Genomic DNA, 17584 nt, shown 5'->3' with positions numbered 1-17584 from the left:
TTCAACTGGCATTACAATTAATATTAGCAGCAACCTGAATCCGGTGTGCAGCAGGAGTTCTGATCAGTTTTCAACTCACTCAGACTGATTTTTTGTTTTTCCTGAGGAATACCACATGCTTCGTTAGCCAGGCAGGCCGTTACTTTATTTTTCAGCACAAAGTTTTTACCATTAAATTCCAGATCATATTTTCCAATCGTCTGGTCCTGATATTCCACTTCAATCTCAAAATCTCCGATCCCTAGCCTTTCCTCTGAAAGATTGATGATATGGAGCAGTTTTCCGGGTTTCAGACGGTGTTCGTAATCATCTGCGTCCCAAAGCTGGAAATTCACTCTTTCTTCTTTTCTGATGGTCCCTCCACAGTCAATGAAGTTTTTGGTCACCATCCCTACTTCCGTCACATGGAAGTGTTGCGGAACCAATTTCCCGTTTTCCAGCTGGAATTCTACATTCTCCAATGCCGGTAAAATGTTTTTAATGTCTGATAATTTCATAGATTTATTTTTATTGTTATAATGCAATATTACGATAATGAAAGTCAAAAAAATTTTAGCAGCAGTTCTGCTTTTTCACGGTGGAAATGATATTGGAAAAGAAAGCATTTAAAATTTCAAAAGCTTTTTCATCGATACAATAGCATACGGAATTCCCTTCAATATTTCCTTTGATCAGCCCTGCATTTTTTAATTCTTTAAGGTGTTGTGAAACGGTAGGCTGTGCAAGAGGAAGTTCATTCACGATATCTCCGCAGATACATTCATTAACTTTAAGAAGATATTCAATGATAGCAATTCTTGCCGGATGTCCCAAAGCTTTTGCAATGACCGCTATTTTGTTTTGCTCATCCGTAAAGAAATCTGTTTTTGTAGCTCCCATATGATTTAATTATATCGCAATATTACGATAATAAATTTTTACAGCAAAATATTTTAGTAATTTTTATTACGTCAGGAAGTTTGAAGCTCGAAGACAAAGCTTGTTTTCATCAAATTTTAAGGTAACTGTTGAAAATGATTTCTAATAGTAACTTCCAGCCTCCCTCTTCCAGCTTCCAAACTGAACCCAGTTCAGGCAAAACAAAATCCCCGCAGAAAACTTCTACAGGGATCACACCAATTTATATATATGAATATGAAATTCCGAATAAGATAATGAGAAAGGAAGCTGGAGGATGGAAGAAGGAAATTACAGTACTCTAAAAAACATGCCTTTCTAAACAAAACTTCCAACCTCTCTTCCCAACTGGATAAATTTAAAATAATTCTTCTGTAAGTTCTTTATTCACTACTGCTCCGGTGAAATTTCCCTGCGCAATTGCATTGGCTACAGATCTCATCATCGTTACATTGTCTCCGCATGCAAAGACACCCGGAATGTTGGTCTTCTGCATCATATCAACTTTGATGAAACCCTGCTCTGTAAGCTCACAGCCAAGATCTCCTGAAGCATTGATATTCTGCTCAAAAGGTATTTTGGCGTATAAAACCTTCAGCGAAATTTCTTTTCCGGTTTTGAAAATAATTTTTCTGATATTCCCGTTTTCATGTTCAATGTTCTCTACTTCATCTTCTACCAGCGTGATGTTATTCTCTGCCAGCTTATGTTTCTGCTCTTTGGAAAGCACTGATGGCCCGTTTGTAAATAAGAAGAGATCTTTCGTCAGGTTGTACACGAGTTTTGAAAAATCATAAGCCATATCACCATCGGAAAGGATTCCGGTTATTTCATTTCTCACTTCATAGCCGTGACAGTACGGGCAATGCAGCACTGAAATTCCCCAGCATTCTGAAAATCCGGGAATATTGGGCATAAGATCTTTCACCCCTGAAGCAAGGATCAGTTTTTTAGCATGAAATTTTTCACCAGTAAGCGTTTCTGCTTCGAAGCCTTCATCTGTTTTTCCTACTTTGACCACAGAACCTTCATGAAACTGTACTGTATCATAGGCTGCTACCTGCTCGCGGGCAAGATCAGAGATTTCCTTTGGTGTTTTTCCGTCGTGGGTAATGAAATTATGGGAATGCGGAGTCTGCCTGTTGCATGGTTTTCCACCGTCGATGATCAGAACATTTCTTAATGATCTTCCCAAAGACATTCCTGCCGATAATCCGGCATAACTTCCTCCTATGATGATAACGTCGTAGCTTTTCATGAATGATGAATGATAATTAATGATTGATGTGAGAAGGTTTACCATAAGCCTGTCTCAGCATCTTTGCTTTGACAAAGGTAAAACAAAATTTCATTAAAGCAATATTGTTGCATTAATATTTTCTATCATGATGAATTGATGAGGAAATAATAAAGAAAAACAGCTGATTTTAAACCTGTAAAGAATTTAAAATCAGCTGTCAGTTGATATATTAATGGATGAGTTTTATTTAAAGAAAGGAAGCTTGAGGATGGAAGATGGAAGCTATAGAGGACCGAATAGGAGTTTTCACTCTTTCATTCATTTCATTTAAATGCTGGAAGTAATAAAACGGTTATTAAGAACTTCCAGCATCCCTCTTCCATCTTCCAGCCATTTTAATCCTTTAATTTTTAAACAGTTTGATCGTGTAATCTAAAAGCTCCTGCCCTCCTATTTCTCCATGTCCCGGCATTACGATTTTAACATCAGGATACTGGGCTTTTACTTTTTCAACGGTTGGAGACCAGGCCTGAACATTGGCGTCACCCAAATAGCCTTTCGTTGCATCTACTTCTTTGATCAGGCAGCCCCCGAACATGGCTTTTTCATCAGGAACATACGCAACAACGTTGTCTTTTGTGTGTCCTTCTCCAAAGTATTTCAATATAATTTTATGTTTTCCGGCGTTCAGGGTCATGGTATCATTGAATCCGTGACCGGGAACATTGGCCCCGGTCCGTTTTGCCAACTCAATGGTTTTATTATTGGCGTAAGACGGAATATTATTTTTATCAAATTCTTTCAGACCGCCCAGACAGTCATCATGAAAATGCGTCGCAACAACGGCATTCACCTTTGAGTGGAGGCTGTTTTTGATCCATGAAATCAATTCTGCGGAACTTTTATCATTGGTTGGGGTATCCAGAATTACGGTTTCATTGCCGTCTTTTACAATCATTCCGTTGCATTCCACTTTTCCAAAGGAGTCTGTATTTAAATACGATATATGCTGATAAATGCCATCTGATAGTTGAATGATAGACAGATTATCAGTTTTGTACATTAGTTTAGCTTTCTCCTGTTTTTTCTGAGAAGTACAGCTAAAAGCGAACAGTGCAGAGGATAAGAGTAAAATTTTTGACAGTGATTTCATAGGTTTAATTCATTACAGCTAAATTAGAAAATATTTCTCCCTCCAAAGTGATAAGCCATAGTTAATTAAGTGTTAATATCACCACTTCATTTTATCAATTTCATCTTGAATTCTCTTCCTGATATCAATTTTAGCACCTTCAAAACTAAAGACGGTAGTTCCCTTTTCCCGGGCAAACTTATTGACAATGAAATCGGCCGCTTTGCCGGTATTAAAATAAGGGCCTGTTTCTTTAAGCTCATCTTCATCTTTGGAAAATTCTTTCACGCGAATCAGATGAACATACTTTTTACTCAGATCAAACCAATTGATATAATCGGCATTAAAGGAAACCGCTTTTATATCTTTTTTTGAATAATAATTGATGGCTCCTGCTTGTCCGTAATTATCACAGAGAACCATTGTATTTCCGGATTTTGACAGACGGGAATATTCTTTATCCACTTTTTCAGCAAGTTCTTTCCAACCCTGCATATCTGCAAAATCCTGCGGTAACGGATGATCTTCCCCATCTTCCCAACGGAGCATTCCCATTTTTTTGTAGGGTTCCGGATGGCTGGTGATGTATTCCGGACTTTGATTGGGAAAAGCGACCTGATATAAAGGCAAAAACAGTAAAATAGGGATTACCATAAAGACTGGTTTAAGAAACTTCTTCCAGCCATTTTCAAAAACAGGAGCCAGAAAAACAGCCCCGAATCCTATAAAAACCGGATAAAGACCAACGGCATAATAATCTTTGGCTTTGAAAAATACAAACAGCGCAATCGTCACGACATACATCCAGAAGAAGGACCTGAATTTCTCAAACGGCTTATAAAACAGCAAAGCATATAATCCCGCAATAATCACCAAAAAGGAACCTATAAAAAACAGAATCTGGGATTTAAAAAAGTCAAACCGATCGACATGGACCAGCTGCCTTTCCGTAAGTTCTTTCATGTGGTGAATCACCGGAAAACCTTTACTGTATTGCCACAACAGATTGGGCAGCATGATCATCAATGCCAGTAATCCCGCGCCGTAAAGATGCGGCTGAAGAAAGATCTTCCTTTGTTTCGTCAATAGAACAGCCGGGATCATTCCCAACACTGAAAAGGCAATATTGTATTTATTCAGGAAACCTATACCGAAGATGACAGCGGCGATGTAGAGCCATTTTACTTTTTCAGAATTGAAATATTTAATCAATGTATAATAAATAAACGTCCATAAGAGGACTTCCAGAGAAGTCGGCTGAAAAAGCATATTGATCCGGAGAAGCACCGAAAGCAGAATGCCCGTTGAAGCCAGAATTTTAGCATATAAATTTCCCTGAAGTTCTTCAATGATTTTCCATACCACAACAATCGTTAATGCTCCGAAGAGGGCAGGAAAAAATTTAACCCAAAAGACGAAACCTCCGGCTATTTTTACCAGCCAGGCCAGCCATGAATTAACGGGCGGCACAGAAAGATATCCCCATGCAAGGTGATTGCCCTGATCAAGATGTAAATATTCATCCCGGTGCAGTTCATATTCCGGGCTGATGAGGGAATACTGGAGAATGAATTTTGCGATGATAAAGAAAAAGAGAATCAGGTAGTTTTTCTTCATGGAGGAGGATTTTAAGCTTTTTCAAATTTTTGACGGATTATTTCTGCTTTGACATCTGATACTTTTCGTGTCCAAAATTGAATATATTCACGTTTTTCAGGAAATTCCCGGTCCGTTTTGTTTAGTCCGCTGAGGACGTTGTTTTTGTACTCTTCCAAAGTATTTTTTAAGTACTCTTCATAGTCTTTAGGATTTTGTGGAATGTAACCAATCCCATCACATCCGCAGCTGTGAAAACACCTTCCTATGACAAACAGGCCTTCTACAATTTTCCATTCTTTAACAGCGGTTTTCTTTGGTGCTTTAAAATCCCATCCAAGGTCTGCCATCAGGTTTCCACATTCGGGACATTTGATTTGTCTTGCGTTGATCTCTTCTGTCAGTGCATCCAGTTCTTCTTTTTTAGCTTTTGTAAACACATCGCCCACATTTCTTATTGTTCCATCAGGTTGATGATAGACTTTTTCTTTTTCAATTCTCGAAAGTATATCATAGGTATCGGTCTGTTTAAATGATTTTCTGCATTTAAAACAGGTGTAATGGGATTTATATGTTTTTCGGGCATACCTGCACATGTCTTTATTTTAATATCAAATCTAATAATTCTATTTCAGAGATGAACAGACCTGATTAATAAAAAAATCCTGAGAATAAATTCCCAGGATCTTACAGTTTAAATATATAGTGATTGTTTACTATTTTTTCTTTTCTTTAAGCTCTTCCTTGTCTTTATCGGAAGGGTTCCATACTTTCACTTCAGAGTCTTTGGTGATTCCTGAAAGGATCTGTACATTGATTCCATCGCTGGCTCCTAATTTCACATAGACTTTCTTGAACTTTCCATCCTTCTGCTTTACTTCTACAAAAGGCGTGTCTTTTCCGTTTTTCTTTTCGTACTGAACCAGTGATTCATCCAATAGCAATGCGTTCTTCTCAGATTTAAGGACGATTTCTCCGTTGGCAGAGAATCCCGCTCTGATGTATTCGTTGTTAGGATTCGTCACATCCCCTTCCACCGGGAATTTGATGGTTCCTAAATTGTCTTTTCCTTTAGGCGCGATCATCGTCAGTTTTCCCGGGAACGTTTTGTTCTGAAGGGCACCGATTACGATTTTCATATCCATTCCCTGCTTCAGTTTTCCTGCCTGAGCTTCGTCTATTTCTCCCTGGAAGATCAAAGAATTAAGGTCTGCAATGGAACAGATCGTTGTACCTGCGTTGAAAGAGTTGGCCTCAATCACCTGGCTTCCTACTTTTACAGGAACCTCAAGAACGGTACCTGATGCCTTGGAACGGATCTGCGTTGTTGCCAATCCCTGAAGTTCAGGAGTAGCTCCGGTTTTTACAATCAATAGTCTTTTTTGAGCGGTCGCTAACTGCTGGTTCGCATTTCTAAGCGTTTGCTGCTGGGTATACAGCTGCTGCTGTGAGTTTAAATACTCCTGCTTTGAAATTACGCCCTGCTTAAAAAGTTTTTCCTGCATAGCATACTGTTTCTGCATGTTATCCACATTCAGCTTGGCGTTACTGATCTGCAGCTGGGAATTCACTACTTCCTGCTGAGCGTTGTTCACGTCAGCAATGTTAGGAATGATTCTCACGGTAGCGATCAGCTGTCCTGCTGTCACTTTATCTCCTTCATCCACCAAAATTTTATCAATGATTCCCGCAATGTTCGGCTTGATTTCAATTTCTTCTTTAGGAACGATTTTTCCCGTGGCCATTACCTTATCTTCCATGTTCTGGTACGATGGTTTTCTGGTCAGGAAAGCTTCACTCTCTTTAGAATTTGATTTCACGAGATACCCGATCCCGGAGAACAATGCCACTGCAAATAAAAGCCCCAGTACAATATAAATGGCTTTTTTCCAAGTGAATTTCTTTTTCATATATCTAGTTTATTTTTTACTATTAAGATTTTTAACTGATTTAAATATTTAATGATTTAAGAATTTAAACATTAAAAAAATCTGTCATTATTTTCAAATTACTACATCAACCCTATTACCCCATTATTATTCTGATCTCAAGGCTTCAATTGGCCGGATCTTTACTGCTCGCTGCGCCGGGATCATTCCGATAATAAGACCGAGGACTACCATAACAGCCATAGCTCCGAATACATTTCCGTAATTTACCGTCGGATTATAGAAAGGGAATTCATCCTGGTTCTGCGTCACTGCATTTAGAATAATGAGGACAAAGATTCCGCACATGAATCCGAGAATCCCCGAGGACAGGGTAATCACTACACTTTCCAACAGAATCTGGTTTCTTACTTCGGCAGGTTTTGCGCCTAAAGCTCTTCGGATCCCGATTTCTTTGGTTCTTTCTTTTACCGTGATCAGAAGGATATTCGAGATGGCGATAACTCCGGCAAGAATGGTCAGCGTTCCTACAATAATGGTCAGAAGTTGCATTCCGGTAAGGAATCCCGTCAGTTTTTTAAATTCTTTTCCTAAGTTGAAACTTCCAAAAGCATTGGTATCTTCGGGAGATACTTTATTTTGAGTTTTCAGTACCTGCTTTACATCTTCCTCTACTCCGTTTACATTGGCATTAGGCTTACTTACAATCGCAAACATGTCAATCTGTTCTCCGGCATTATACATTTTGGTATAGGTGGAAAGTGGAATAAATGCCGTCTGGTCATTTTCAAATCCACCGCCTTTTTTCACCCTGAAAACTCCGATCACATTAAAAAATATTCCTTTTATATTGACCTGTTTTCCTACCGGATTTTCTTTTTTCTTGGCATCAAAGAAGTTCTTGTAGATCTCTTCTCCAATCACCACTACATTTTTATTTCCCATCACATCGGCATCATTGATGTAACGGCCGAAAATAAGTTTCTTCTCTGAAATTTTATTTCCTACTGAGTAATCTCCCGTAAGAGAATACGTCCCGTTTTTTCCGTTTCTGGACATCGATTCACCAGGTGTTCCGGTAAAGCTTCCTCTTGCATTTTGGGGTGAGATATAGTCGATAGCACTCACTTTTCTTTTTAGCATATCCATATCGGATAAGTTGAGATGAACCTGTCTTCCTTTAGGGAATCCATCATAAGGAATGGATGTTTTCTGAGCCCAAAGAAAAATGGAATTGGTTGCAAATCCGGAAAACAGTTTATCAAAACCATTCTCCATCCCTTTTGCCGCTCCAAGAAGACTCACATACAAAAACATTCCCCAGCCTACACCAATCATGGTAAGGAACGTACGAAGCTTATTATTCCTCAGTGAATAATAAATTTCCTGCCAAGTATCTTTTTTAAATAATATGTTCACTTCTTTGAGTTATAAGTTTAAAATATAATTGATGATTGATAGATGATAATTGATCATCACATCACTACTCGGTTCTTAATGCTTCTATCGGTTTGATTCTCGAAGCTCTGTACGCCGGAACAAATCCTGCAATAAGCCCTGAAAATACCAAAGCAATAAACGCCATAAAGATTGTTACCCAGCCTACGCTCGGGCTTTTGATAAAATATTCTTCGAGGCTGTCGCCGATTAAGCTGAGCGCCAGAACGCCTATTCCCACTCCAACAATACCTGAAACTACCGTTATCACGACACTTTCCTGTACAATCAGTGCTACAATACTTCTTGGTTTGGCACCGATGGCCTTACGGACACCGATTTCTTTGGTTCTTTCTTTTACGATATACACCATGATGTTACTGATCCCGATGATCCCCGCCAATAATGTTCCCATCCCGATAAAACCTACAATAATGGTCAGTACGGCCATAAACTGGAAGGTTTCATTCATGTTCTTGGCATTATTCCAGACACGGACTCCGTTTTCATCGTCAGGAGCAACATTCTTTCTTGATTTTAATCTGTCTTTAAGTTCGTCACCGTATTTAATGGCTTCTTCAGGACTCAGCTTTTCATTATAGGCAATATATACCGTAGATACCGTATCAGAGCCTTTTTTCATTTGCTGAAGGGTGGTGATAGGCACTGCAATATGTCTTTCGTCCCAGTCTCCTCCGTCATCAGAAAACACCCCAACCACTTTGAACATGGTCCCATTGATGTTCAGATCTTTTCCTACCGGACTCCCGTTCTTGATCAGGTCACGCTGAACCATTCTTCCGATGACGGCAACGTTTTGCTTTCTCTGAAGATCCATATCCGTCAGATAGCGTCCGTCCAGCATTTTTCTGTTCTCAATCACCTTTTCTCCCGGTTCTGCACCGTTTACCTGGTAAGTACCGCTTTCTTTTCCGTATTTCACCATTAAACTTGTGGTGTATCTTGGGCTGGCATCGCCTACTTTGTCTTTATCTGCATTGATGAGGAAGTCGTAGTCGTCATTATTCATCGTGACGGTTCTATCGGACTGAAGTCCTTTATAAGCCATCGTGGTTTTACCGGTATAGATCGTGATCAGATTCTGTGCATCTCTTGCAAAACCTTCGGTAAAGGCATTCTGAAGCCCCTTTCCTATTCCGAAAAGAACCACAAAAATAAACAGCCCCAAAGCCACTGTAAACCCCGAAAGCACCGTCCGCAATACATTACTGCGAATAGAACTGAATATTTCCTGCCAACGATCTAGGTCAAACATAGTTTTATTTTTTACTTTGTAAAAAGTCAATTAACTCCGTTGTGAATTTTCTTCGAAGTCAATTAACCCTGTTGTCAATGGTAAAGTTGCTTCTATTGACAATTCACAATTATTTTTTATTCTTTTTTCAACATCCCACTTAAGAGGATAAATGTTGTTTTTATTAAGTTTTCAATTTTCACTAATTCTTCTTTTTTGATATAATTACAGTCTATAACTATGTCAAAACAAGAATCCAGTTCTATCACCGAGCCTCTGGCTATTTCAAAATATCTTTTCCTTTCAGTTTCCGATCTTCTGGAGCATCCTTCCGTTATATTCAACACGACCGAAGTGGAAGCTCTGCGTATCTGATCTGTAAGATTAAATCTCTCACTATCCGGAATCACAGATAAAATTTTATAACATTCAATTCTTAACTGTCTGGCCGATTGATAAACATCAAGTTTATAATGGTTCAGATTCAAAAACATGATTACTTTCCTTCATTTGTGTTTGTGTGTTCTTTATTACTTAATTAAAATTGATCATTCAACATTCACAATTGACTTGCGAAGCAAAATTCACCATTCACTTATAAAACAATCTGCTTGATAAACTCATCACTTTCAATGATGCCGTCTTTCAGGATGACGTTTCTTTTGGTTTGTGCGGCTACGTCCGGTTCGTGGGTTACAACGATGATGGTTCTTCCTTCATTATTGATATCCTGAAGAAGTTTCATAATATCATGGGTTGTTTTGGAATCCAGTGCTCCGGTAGGCTCATCTGCCAGCACTACTTTAGGATCTGTAATCAGTGCTCTTGCGATGGCAACTCTTTGTTTCTGTCCCCCTGAAAGTTCGTTGGGTAAGTGATCTGCCCATTGTGCAAGACCTACTTTCTCCAGGTATTCCATGGCTTTCTTGTTACGTTCTTTTCTGGGAACATTCTGATAGTATAAAGGAAGTGCTACATTTTCCAGAGCCGTTTTATAGCTGATCAGGTTGAAGGACTGAAATATAAAGCCCAAAAATTTACTTCTGTACTCTGCAGCTTTCACTTCAGAGAGATGTTCAATAGGAACGTTATCCAGCTCATAAGTCCCTGAATCTTTTTCATCCAGAATACCGATGATATTAAGAAGCGTGGACTTTCCGGACCCGGAACTTCCCATAATAGAAACAAACTCGCCTTCGGAAATATTAAGATTAATACCCTTAAGAACGTGCAGCTTGCTTTTCCCCGTATCGTATGATTTATGTAGATCCTGAATTACTAACATGAAGTGATGCTTGTTTTATACCCATATAAGTAGACGATACTTTCAATTTGTTACAAGAACCATAATTTATTCGAATATTTTATTGTTTAACCAATTACTCCTTTGTTTATAGTACATTGCATTAATCTGTTTAACTGTAAGTGTGTTTTTTCATTTATTTTTTCCTCATAACCCCTTCTAAGCCATTATTCGTGCTGGTTTCATGTAAATGTGGAAAACTTTTAGAGTTAAAACTCAGCCAATTAGTATTTACCCCTTTCAAAATCAGTTCTTTTTTTCGAACTTTGTCATTAGTTCTTTACAAGAAACCTCCAGTCACCAATGTGAATATGTTTCTAACGTAAATACCAAACATACAAGAAGTTAAGCATTACTTCCACGTTATCCACAGTAATGCTGATTATTTAATTTTAAAGATATTTTAATATGGGAATTTTCGATAAGAGAGTAAGTTACAAGCCATTTGAATACCCTGAGGTTCTTCAGTTTGTAGAGGCGATCAACAAATCGTTCTGGGTGCACTCGGAAGTGGATTTTACTGCAGATGTTCAGGATTTTCATTCGCAGTTAGAGCCGAACGAAAAACACGCTGTGAAAAATGCATTGCTTGCCATTGCACAGATCGAGGTGTCTGTAAAGACATTCTGGGGAAACCTATACAACCACTTGCCAAAACCTGAATTCAATGGACTGGGAGCTACTTTTGCAGAATGTGAATTCCGTCATTCCGAAGCCTATTCCCGTTTGGTAGAGGTATTGGGATACAACGAAGAATTTACCAATGTTATTGAAATTCCTGCCGTAAAAAAGAGAATTGACTTCCTTTCGAATGTCTTGAAACATGCCAATTCCACTACGCCTAAAGAGTATGTATCTTCCCTTTTATTATTCAGTATCCTGATCGAAAACGTATCGCTTTTCTCACAATTCGCGATCATCCTTTCTTTCACAAGATTCAAAGGATACATGAAGAACGTTTCCAATATCATCGCATGGACTTCTATCGACGAGCAAATCCACGCTAACGCCGGAATCTACCTGATCAACAAAATCCGTGAGGAACAGCCTGATCTGTTAACAGATTCTGACATTGAAGACATCTACACGCTGGTAGATCAGTCTATCGAGCTGGAAGGTGAAATCTTAGACTGGATCTTTGAACTGGGAGAATTAACCGTTTTCTCAAAAGAAGACCTTCTGAACTTCATGAAATACCGTGTAGACGACAGTTTGAAGAAAATCGACATGGAAACCCGTTACAACGTGACTCCTGAGCAATACCGTCCAATGAAATGGTTTGAAGAGGAAGTTTTCGCCAACTCTATGGATGATTTCTTTGCAAAAAGACCGGTGGATTATACAAAACACGACAAGAGTATTACAGCGAACGATTTGTTTTAATATGAATGGGTGGGCGCGAGCGAAGCGAGCGTCAAAGCAGATAGTATTAGCACCATAATTCAAAGCAAAAAAAATGATTAATGTAATCGTAACCTACACCGTAAACCCTGAATACGTTTCAGAAAACAAAACCCATATCCAAAAGTTTCTGGATGATTTTAAAAATCTAAATCAGGAGACCTTTGAGTATAAGGTGTATGTAAAAGAAGACGGTGTTACTTTTTTACATTATTCAAACTATATCAATGATGAGGTTCAGCATGAGGTTTTAAATGTACCGTCTTTTAAAGAGTTTCAACGATTAAGAGATGAAAGCGGCCTGAACGGCACGCACAAAGTGGAAATTTTACAATCAATATAAAAAGCAACAAAATTCCGGAGCATAAAAACTGCCCCGGAATTCGAAAATATAACATCTATGGAAGAGCAAAATTCAAATATATGGTGGCTCAATGAAGAGTCTGAGCAGATGCTGAACAGAGGATATCTGTTAAAAGGGGAAACGGTAGACGGAGCCATCGACAGAATCACCACTGCAGCGGCAAAAAAATTATACAAGCCGGAATTACAGCCTGCTTTCAAAGAAATGATCACCAAAGGATGGATCAGTTTCTCATCTCCTGTATGGGCGAATATGGGAACACAGAGAGGTCTTCCTATTTCTTGTTTCAACGTACACATTCCGGACAGCATCGAAGGCATTACCCACAAAATGGGTGAAGTAATCATGCAGACAAAAATTGGAGGTGGAACTTCAGGATATTTCGGAGAATTGAGAAACAGAGGGACTGCGGTAACTGATAACGGAAAATCTTCAGGGGCGGTTTCGTTCATGAAATTATTCGATACGGCAATGGATGTGGTTTCTCAGGGAGGCGTAAGAAGAGGTGCTTTTGCGGCTTATCTGGATATTGACCATGGTGATATTGAAGAATTTTTATCTATCAAAGATATCGGAAGCCCGATCCAGAACTTATTTACAGGAATTTGCGTTCCTGATTACTGGATGCAGGATATGATCGATGGTGATATGGATAAACGTAAAATCTGGGCAAGAGTTCTTGAAAGCCGTCAGCAAAAAGGTCTTCCATACATTTTCTTTACCGATAACGTTAACAGAAACAAGCCACAGGTTTATAAAGATCTGGGAATGCCTGTCAATGCAAGTAACCTTTGCTCTGAAATCATGCTTCCTTCTACCAGAGAAGAATCTTTCATTTGCTGTCTGTCTTCCATGAACCTGGAATTGTATGACGAATGGAAAGATACGGACGCTGTAAAACTGGCTGTTTACTTCCTGGATGCAGTGTTAACTGAATTCATCGAAAAAACAGAAGGAAACTACTACCTGCAGGGAGCCAGAAACTTCGCATTGCGTCACAGAGCGCTTGGATTGGGAGTTTTAGGATACCACTCTTATTTACAGAAAAATATGATTCCGTTTGAAAGTTTTGAAGCGACTCAGTTCAATGCAAGAGCTTTCAGACACATCAAAGAGCAGGCAGAAACTGCTTCAAGAGAATTAGCCAACATATACGGTGAGCCGGAATTATTGAAAGGATACGGATTGAGAAATACCACAACAATGGCTATTGCTCCTACCACTTCAAGTTCTGCGATCTTAGGACAGACTTCTCCGGGAATCGAGCCGTTTGCTTCCAACTATTACAAAGCGGGGCTTGCGAAAGGAAACTTTATGCGTAAGAACAAGTATTTAGCTAAATTACTGGAAGAAAAAGGTCTGGACAACGAAGAAACATGGAGAACGATCATGCTGAACCACGGTTCCGTACAGCATTTGAAAGAGCTTACCGATGAGGAAAAAGCAGTATTCAAAACGTTCAAAGAGATCTCTCCGATGGAAATTATCTCTCAGGCTGCCCAAAGACAGCAGTACATTGATCAGGCTCAGTCTCTGAACCTACAGATTCCATCTACAATGCCGGTAAAAGACGTTAATTATCTTTATATCGAGGCATGGAAAAAAGGAGTAAAAACACTGTATTACCAAAGAAGTTCTTCCGTTTCTAAAGAAATGATGGTTAATTTTGTGAGCTGTTCTGCATGTGAGGCATAATATTATTCATGAATAATAAACATCAATATAGAATTAAAGCACGCTTTTTAGCGTGCTTTTTTCATTATATTTAAAATTTTAATAAAATATTAATATTGGAAGTATAAAAGCACATATGCCGTTAACCATTCATTAATACTAAAAATATCCACACCTTATTCTCCAAACAGTGAGTATAATCACTATATGATTGATTATCAATAGACATAATGGTTTCAAATTTGATATATTTGCAAAAAATTATTTCAAACTAAACCTTATGATAAAAACTCTAGGCGGTAGCACACTGCTTACTTTACTGCTGTGCTTATCCGCAACAAACACAAATGCCCAGGTCAAAATTTCCAACTCGTCAGGAGTCATCAATTCAGAAAGTTTACTGCAGCTTGAAAGCTCATCAAACGACAGAGGATTTTTGTTGACCAGAATTGCTTTGCAGGCGGCCAATACAGCAGCACCTCTTGCTTCCCATATCGCAGGAATGATTGTTTTCAATACGGCAACAGCAGGAACCGCTCCCAATAATGTGACTCCCGGGTTGTACTACAACAACGGAACACAATGGATTAAACTTACAACTAAGGCGCCACAGGTAGGAGATATTAAAAACGGTTTCCAAAGTGCAGACCACAACGGATGGTATCTGTTGAACGGAAGAACCGTTAGCACATTAGCGGTCAATCCAAGGGCCAGAGCTACGGCATTAGGCTTCGCGACCAACCTTCCTGATGCTTCAGACCGATACTTAAAAAACACAAGCGGAACAGATAATATAGGAACTGCAGCAGGAGCCAACGCTTTCACCCTTACGCAGGCCAATCTTCCCAACGTTACGTTTTCAGGAACTACAAATACGACCGGAAACCACACCCATACCTACACCGACAACCCATTAAATACTGCAGCAAACGGAGTAGCAGGCGGAACCAATAATCCGATCTCTGACACCTCCAGTGTTAACGACAATACCAACAGCAGCGGTGATCACAACCACACCCTAAGCTTTTCTCTGGGAGGCAGCAGCCAGCCTGTAAGTTTGGTCCCGAATAACATCATTACTAACGTATTTATCTATCTAGGAAGCTGATTATGAAAAAAAATATTTTAAAAACACTGATCGGATTATTATTTTTTTCAGGTTTAAACGCTCAGGTGGGTATAGGAACATCTACTCCTTCTGCTTCAGCCGTCTTAGAACTGAACAGTACGAATAAAGGTTTTCTGATGAATACCGTTTCATTGGTTTCTACCTCATCCGCAAGCCCTCTTAGTGCACACACTGAAGGCATTTGGGTTTACAATACCGTTACCGCAGGAACAGCTCCCGATAATGTAATTCCGGGACTGTATTATAATGACGGTTCTAAATGGGTACTCATGTCTATCAACAGCGATATGCCAAAAATAGGAGACATCAAATCCAGTATGACCAACGCAGACCACAACGGATGGTATCTGCTGAATGGAAGAAGCGCATCTGCTCTTTCAGAATCTGCCAGGATTAATGCAGCTTCGCTGGGGTACACAACAGCTCTTCCCAATACAGCTGACCGCATTATAAAAGGTAAAAACGCTTCTGAAGCTATGGCAGCAACAGGGGGAACCAACTCTTACAGTCTTTCGCAGGCCAATCTTCCGAATCTTACCCTTACAGGAACAACCAGTACAGACGGAGCACACAGCCACTCTTATACCAACAGAGGGGTGAATTACTGGAATTACAATGCAGGAAGTCTAGCCACGACCAGAACAGTGAATACAGAAACAAGAACCACCGGTTCTGCCGGAGATCACAGCCATACTTTTTCTGTACCCAGCGGAGGAACGAATACTCCCCTTGCACAGTACCCAAAACATATGGTCGTTCAGTATTTCATCTATTTAGGAAAATAAAAAATCAGACATGAAAAAAATTAATTATATCATACTGTTTCTCGCTACGTTCAATATATTCACTGCACAAGTGCTTATCACAGCAGGAAACTCACCAACTCCTACCGCAAACAGCCAGGCAGTTCTGGAACTGTATGCGCAGAATAAAAATAAAGGACTATTGATGCCAAAGGTATCCCTTACAGCAACAAGCGCCCCAAATCCATTCCCGAGCCATATCGCAGGAATGACTGTTTATAATACCAATACCACTGCAGCAGCATTGACCGGTGTAACTCCCGGATTTTATTATAATGACGGAACTTCATGGAGCAAACTGGAAGTACAGCTTCCAACCGTGGGCGACATAAAATACAGCAGCACACCTGCAGATCAGAACGGATGGTATCTTCTGGATGGAAGAGCTATTTCAAGTCTTCCTGCAGCAGTACAGAGCAGAGCAACTTCACTGGGATTCTCTACCACACTACCAAACAGTAGCGACAGATTTCTTAAGTCTAAATCTGGTTCGGAAACACTGGGAGCAACAGGCGGAAGTACTTCTGTAGCACTTACCCAGGCCAATCTTCCGAATATAACGTATAATGCAACTACGACGACCAACGGAGCTCATACACATGCCTACAATGACCGTGCAAGCGGTACAACCAACAGTATAGAGGCAGGAAGCACGAAAACGGTTGTAGATAATGATGCAACTACCTCTACCACCTCTACAGCAGGAGCTCATAATCATACATTCTCCGTTTCTACGGGAGGATCAAATACAGCATTGAGCCTGCAGCCGAAATACCTTTCAGCATATATATTTGTGTACCTGGGACAGTAGAGTAGCAGAACCTGGAAAATCAATAAGACTTTTAAGCCTTATTACAAAGTACAGAAACCATGGAATATCTATGGTTTCTCTTCTCTAAAAACTCAGATATAAGGCTGAAAAACAACCGTAAAGCCATAAAATAAGCCCACTAAAAAGGGGATCATTAAATTTTAACAAAATTTTAACATTTAGGTTTTTTAAAATTATTTTCCGTTAATCATTCATTAACACTGAAAATATGAGTCATTCCCTCCCTGAACAGTGAATCAAGTGGCTCTATCAAAGACTTTCGGTTATTATTATCAAGTAATTTTATATACATTTGTTTAAAATTTACTACTTAAATCGGGTTTTAATTAAAATATTAATAAGTAATCGGAATGTTTCTGATACTAAATTAATAAATCAGGGAAAAAGTCTAGGCTTTTATTTGAGTTGAATAAAGCATTTGTTATGTTCTGACGATTATACTTTTAAAATTAAATATTCATAAGTAAAACACAGAATCCCTTACAATAATACATTCTATTATTTTGCTAAAAAAACAAGAATTTATAAAAATATAAAGAAAATTTAAGAAGTACAAAACTGTATAAACACAGACAAAAACACATAAAAAGGCACTACACTAATTAGCCGATAATGAATTTAAACAAAACCAA

General features: G+C 39.0%; 17 protein-coding genes. 6 read left to right on the top strand and 11 right to left on the bottom strand.

The annotated features are described in order from the left end of the window. Positions 1 to 23: 23 nt before the first annotated feature. The 11 genes from BUA72_RS03425 to BUA72_RS03370 form a co-directional block, all read right to left on the bottom strand. The gene (locus tag BUA72_RS03425; RefSeq protein WP_072921802.1) at positions 24 to 497 is read right to left on the bottom strand and encodes a DUF6428 family protein; all 474 of its coding nucleotides are present in this window, start codon (positions 495 to 497) and stop codon (positions 24 to 26) included. A gap of 55 nt (positions 498 to 552) precedes the next feature. Beyond that, positions 553 to 879 carry an ArsR/SmtB family transcription factor gene (locus BUA72_RS03420; protein WP_034729278.1) on the bottom strand — a complete coding sequence of 109 codons (327 nt, stop codon included), beginning with the start codon at positions 877 to 879 and terminating at the stop codon, positions 553 to 555. 376 nt (positions 880 to 1255) lie between these two features. After that, positions 1256 to 2155, bottom strand: coding sequence for an NAD(P)/FAD-dependent oxidoreductase (locus tag BUA72_RS03410; RefSeq protein WP_072922479.1), 900 nt, complete (start codon positions 2153 to 2155; stop codon positions 1256 to 1258). 385 nt (positions 2156 to 2540) lie between these two features. Continuing rightward, a complete protein-coding gene (bla, locus tag BUA72_RS03405; RefSeq protein WP_047449892.1) occupies positions 2541 to 3290 on the bottom strand; it encodes a subclass B1 metallo-beta-lactamase in 750 nt (249 codons plus the stop codon). 78 nt (positions 3291 to 3368) lie between these two features. Continuing rightward, complete coding sequence (locus BUA72_RS03400; RefSeq protein ID WP_072921800.1) at positions 3369 to 4886, bottom strand: glycosyltransferase family 39 protein; 1518 nt, start codon at positions 4884 to 4886, stop codon at positions 3369 to 3371. A gap of 11 nt (positions 4887 to 4897) precedes the next feature. Beyond that, entirely contained in the window at positions 4898 to 5461 is a 564-nt protein-coding gene (locus BUA72_RS03395; RefSeq protein ID WP_072921799.1) for a hypothetical protein, read from the bottom strand. A 120-nt stretch (positions 5462 to 5581) separates the two neighbouring features. Further along, positions 5582 to 6775: an efflux RND transporter periplasmic adaptor subunit gene (locus BUA72_RS03390; RefSeq protein ID WP_047449897.1), complete on the bottom strand. Its 1194-nt coding sequence runs from the start codon at positions 6773 to 6775 to the stop codon at positions 5582 to 5584. 126 nt (positions 6776 to 6901) lie between these two features. Continuing rightward, positions 6902 to 8173: an ABC transporter permease gene (locus BUA72_RS03385; RefSeq protein ID WP_034729289.1), complete on the bottom strand. Its 1272-nt coding sequence runs from the start codon at positions 8171 to 8173 to the stop codon at positions 6902 to 6904. Positions 8174 to 8237: 64 nt separating this feature from the next. Further along, entirely contained in the window at positions 8238 to 9467 is a 1230-nt protein-coding gene (locus BUA72_RS03380) for an ABC transporter permease (protein ID WP_034729291.1), read from the bottom strand. A 116-nt stretch (positions 9468 to 9583) separates the two neighbouring features. Next, positions 9584 to 9940: a four helix bundle protein gene (locus tag BUA72_RS03375; RefSeq protein ID WP_072921798.1), complete on the bottom strand. Its 357-nt coding sequence runs from the start codon at positions 9938 to 9940 to the stop codon at positions 9584 to 9586. A gap of 101 nt (positions 9941 to 10041) precedes the next feature. After that, entirely contained in the window at positions 10042 to 10731 is a 690-nt protein-coding gene (locus BUA72_RS03370) for an ABC transporter ATP-binding protein (protein ID WP_047449905.1), read from the bottom strand. Positions 10732 to 11157: 426 nt separating this feature from the next. On the opposite strand from BUA72_RS03370, the gene BUA72_RS03365 reads away from it, so the two are divergent. The 6 genes from BUA72_RS03365 (at position 11158) to BUA72_RS03340 (ending at position 16931) form a co-directional block, all read left to right on the top strand. Further along, a complete protein-coding gene (locus tag BUA72_RS03365; protein WP_034729294.1) occupies positions 11158 to 12132 on the top strand; it encodes a ribonucleotide-diphosphate reductase subunit beta in 975 nt (324 codons plus the stop codon). A gap of 73 nt (positions 12133 to 12205) precedes the next feature. Further along, positions 12206 to 12493, top strand: coding sequence for a hypothetical protein (locus tag BUA72_RS03360; protein WP_072921797.1), 288 nt, complete (start codon positions 12206 to 12208; stop codon positions 12491 to 12493). A gap of 48 nt (positions 12494 to 12541) precedes the next feature. Next, entirely contained in the window at positions 12542 to 14209 is a 1668-nt protein-coding gene (locus BUA72_RS03355; protein WP_262483639.1) for a ribonucleoside-diphosphate reductase subunit alpha, read from the top strand. A 259-nt stretch (positions 14210 to 14468) separates the two neighbouring features. After that, positions 14469 to 15296 (top strand): hypothetical protein, encoded by an 828-nt coding sequence (locus BUA72_RS03350; RefSeq protein ID WP_052202310.1) that lies wholly within the window; start codon positions 14469 to 14471, stop codon positions 15294 to 15296. 2 nt (positions 15297 to 15298) lie between these two features. After that, positions 15299 to 16102 carry a hypothetical protein gene (locus tag BUA72_RS03345; RefSeq protein ID WP_072921796.1) on the top strand — a complete coding sequence of 268 codons (804 nt, stop codon included), beginning with the start codon at positions 15299 to 15301 and terminating at the stop codon, positions 16100 to 16102. A 10-nt stretch (positions 16103 to 16112) separates the two neighbouring features. Continuing rightward, positions 16113 to 16931, top strand: a complete 819-nt coding sequence (locus tag BUA72_RS03340) for a hypothetical protein (protein WP_072921795.1) — start codon at positions 16113 to 16115, stop codon at positions 16929 to 16931. Positions 16932 to 17584: the final 653 nt, after the last annotated feature.

It is taken from the genome of Chryseobacterium sp. OV279 (genome assembly GCF_900128945.1).
Taxonomy (GTDB): domain Bacteria; phylum Bacteroidota; class Bacteroidia; order Flavobacteriales; family Weeksellaceae; genus Chryseobacterium.
The sequence above is the reverse complement of the archived record's forward strand: the minus strand, read 5'-3'. Positions and strand labels throughout refer to the sequence as shown.

What these genes read in the sequence shown, in the direction of transcription:
- BUA72_RS03425 (WP_072921802.1), bottom strand. Translation starts at nt 497, where the DNA reads ATGAAATTATCAGACATTAAAAACATTTTACCGGCATTGGAGAATGTA.
- BUA72_RS03420 (WP_034729278.1), bottom strand. Translation starts at nt 879, where the DNA reads ATGGGAGCTACAAAAACAGATTTCTTTACGGATGAGCAAAACAAAATA.
- BUA72_RS03410 (WP_072922479.1), bottom strand. Translation starts at nt 2,155, where the DNA reads ATGAAAAGCTACGACGTTATCATCATAGGAGGAAGTTATGCCGGATTA.
- bla (WP_047449892.1), bottom strand. Translation starts at nt 3,290, where the DNA reads ATGAAATCACTGTCAAAAATTTTACTCTTATCCTCTGCACTGTTCGCT.
- BUA72_RS03400 (WP_072921800.1), bottom strand. Translation starts at nt 4,886, where the DNA reads ATGAAGAAAAACTACCTGATTCTCTTTTTCTTTATCATCGCAAAATTC.
- BUA72_RS03395 (WP_072921799.1), bottom strand. Translation starts at nt 5,461, where the DNA reads ATGTGCAGGTATGCCCGAAAAACATATAAATCCCATTACACCTGTTTT.
- BUA72_RS03390 (WP_047449897.1), bottom strand. Translation starts at nt 6,775, where the DNA reads ATGAAAAAGAAATTCACTTGGAAAAAAGCCATTTATATTGTACTGGGG.
- BUA72_RS03380 (WP_034729291.1), bottom strand. Translation starts at nt 9,467, where the DNA reads ATGTTTGACCTAGATCGTTGGCAGGAAATATTCAGTTCTATTCGCAGT.
- BUA72_RS03375 (WP_072921798.1), bottom strand. Translation starts at nt 9,940, where the DNA reads ATGTTTTTGAATCTGAACCATTATAAACTTGATGTTTATCAATCGGCC.
- BUA72_RS03370 (WP_047449905.1), bottom strand. Translation starts at nt 10,731, where the DNA reads ATGTTAGTAATTCAGGATCTACATAAATCATACGATACGGGGAAAAGC.
- BUA72_RS03365 (WP_034729294.1), top strand. Translation starts at nt 11,158, where the DNA reads ATGGGAATTTTCGATAAGAGAGTAAGTTACAAGCCATTTGAATACCCT.
- BUA72_RS03360 (WP_072921797.1), top strand. Translation starts at nt 12,206, where the DNA reads ATGATTAATGTAATCGTAACCTACACCGTAAACCCTGAATACGTTTCA.
- BUA72_RS03350 (WP_052202310.1), top strand. Translation starts at nt 14,469, where the DNA reads ATGATAAAAACTCTAGGCGGTAGCACACTGCTTACTTTACTGCTGTGC.
- BUA72_RS03345 (WP_072921796.1), top strand. Translation starts at nt 15,299, where the DNA reads ATGAAAAAAAATATTTTAAAAACACTGATCGGATTATTATTTTTTTCA.
- BUA72_RS03340 (WP_072921795.1), top strand. Translation starts at nt 16,113, where the DNA reads ATGAAAAAAATTAATTATATCATACTGTTTCTCGCTACGTTCAATATA.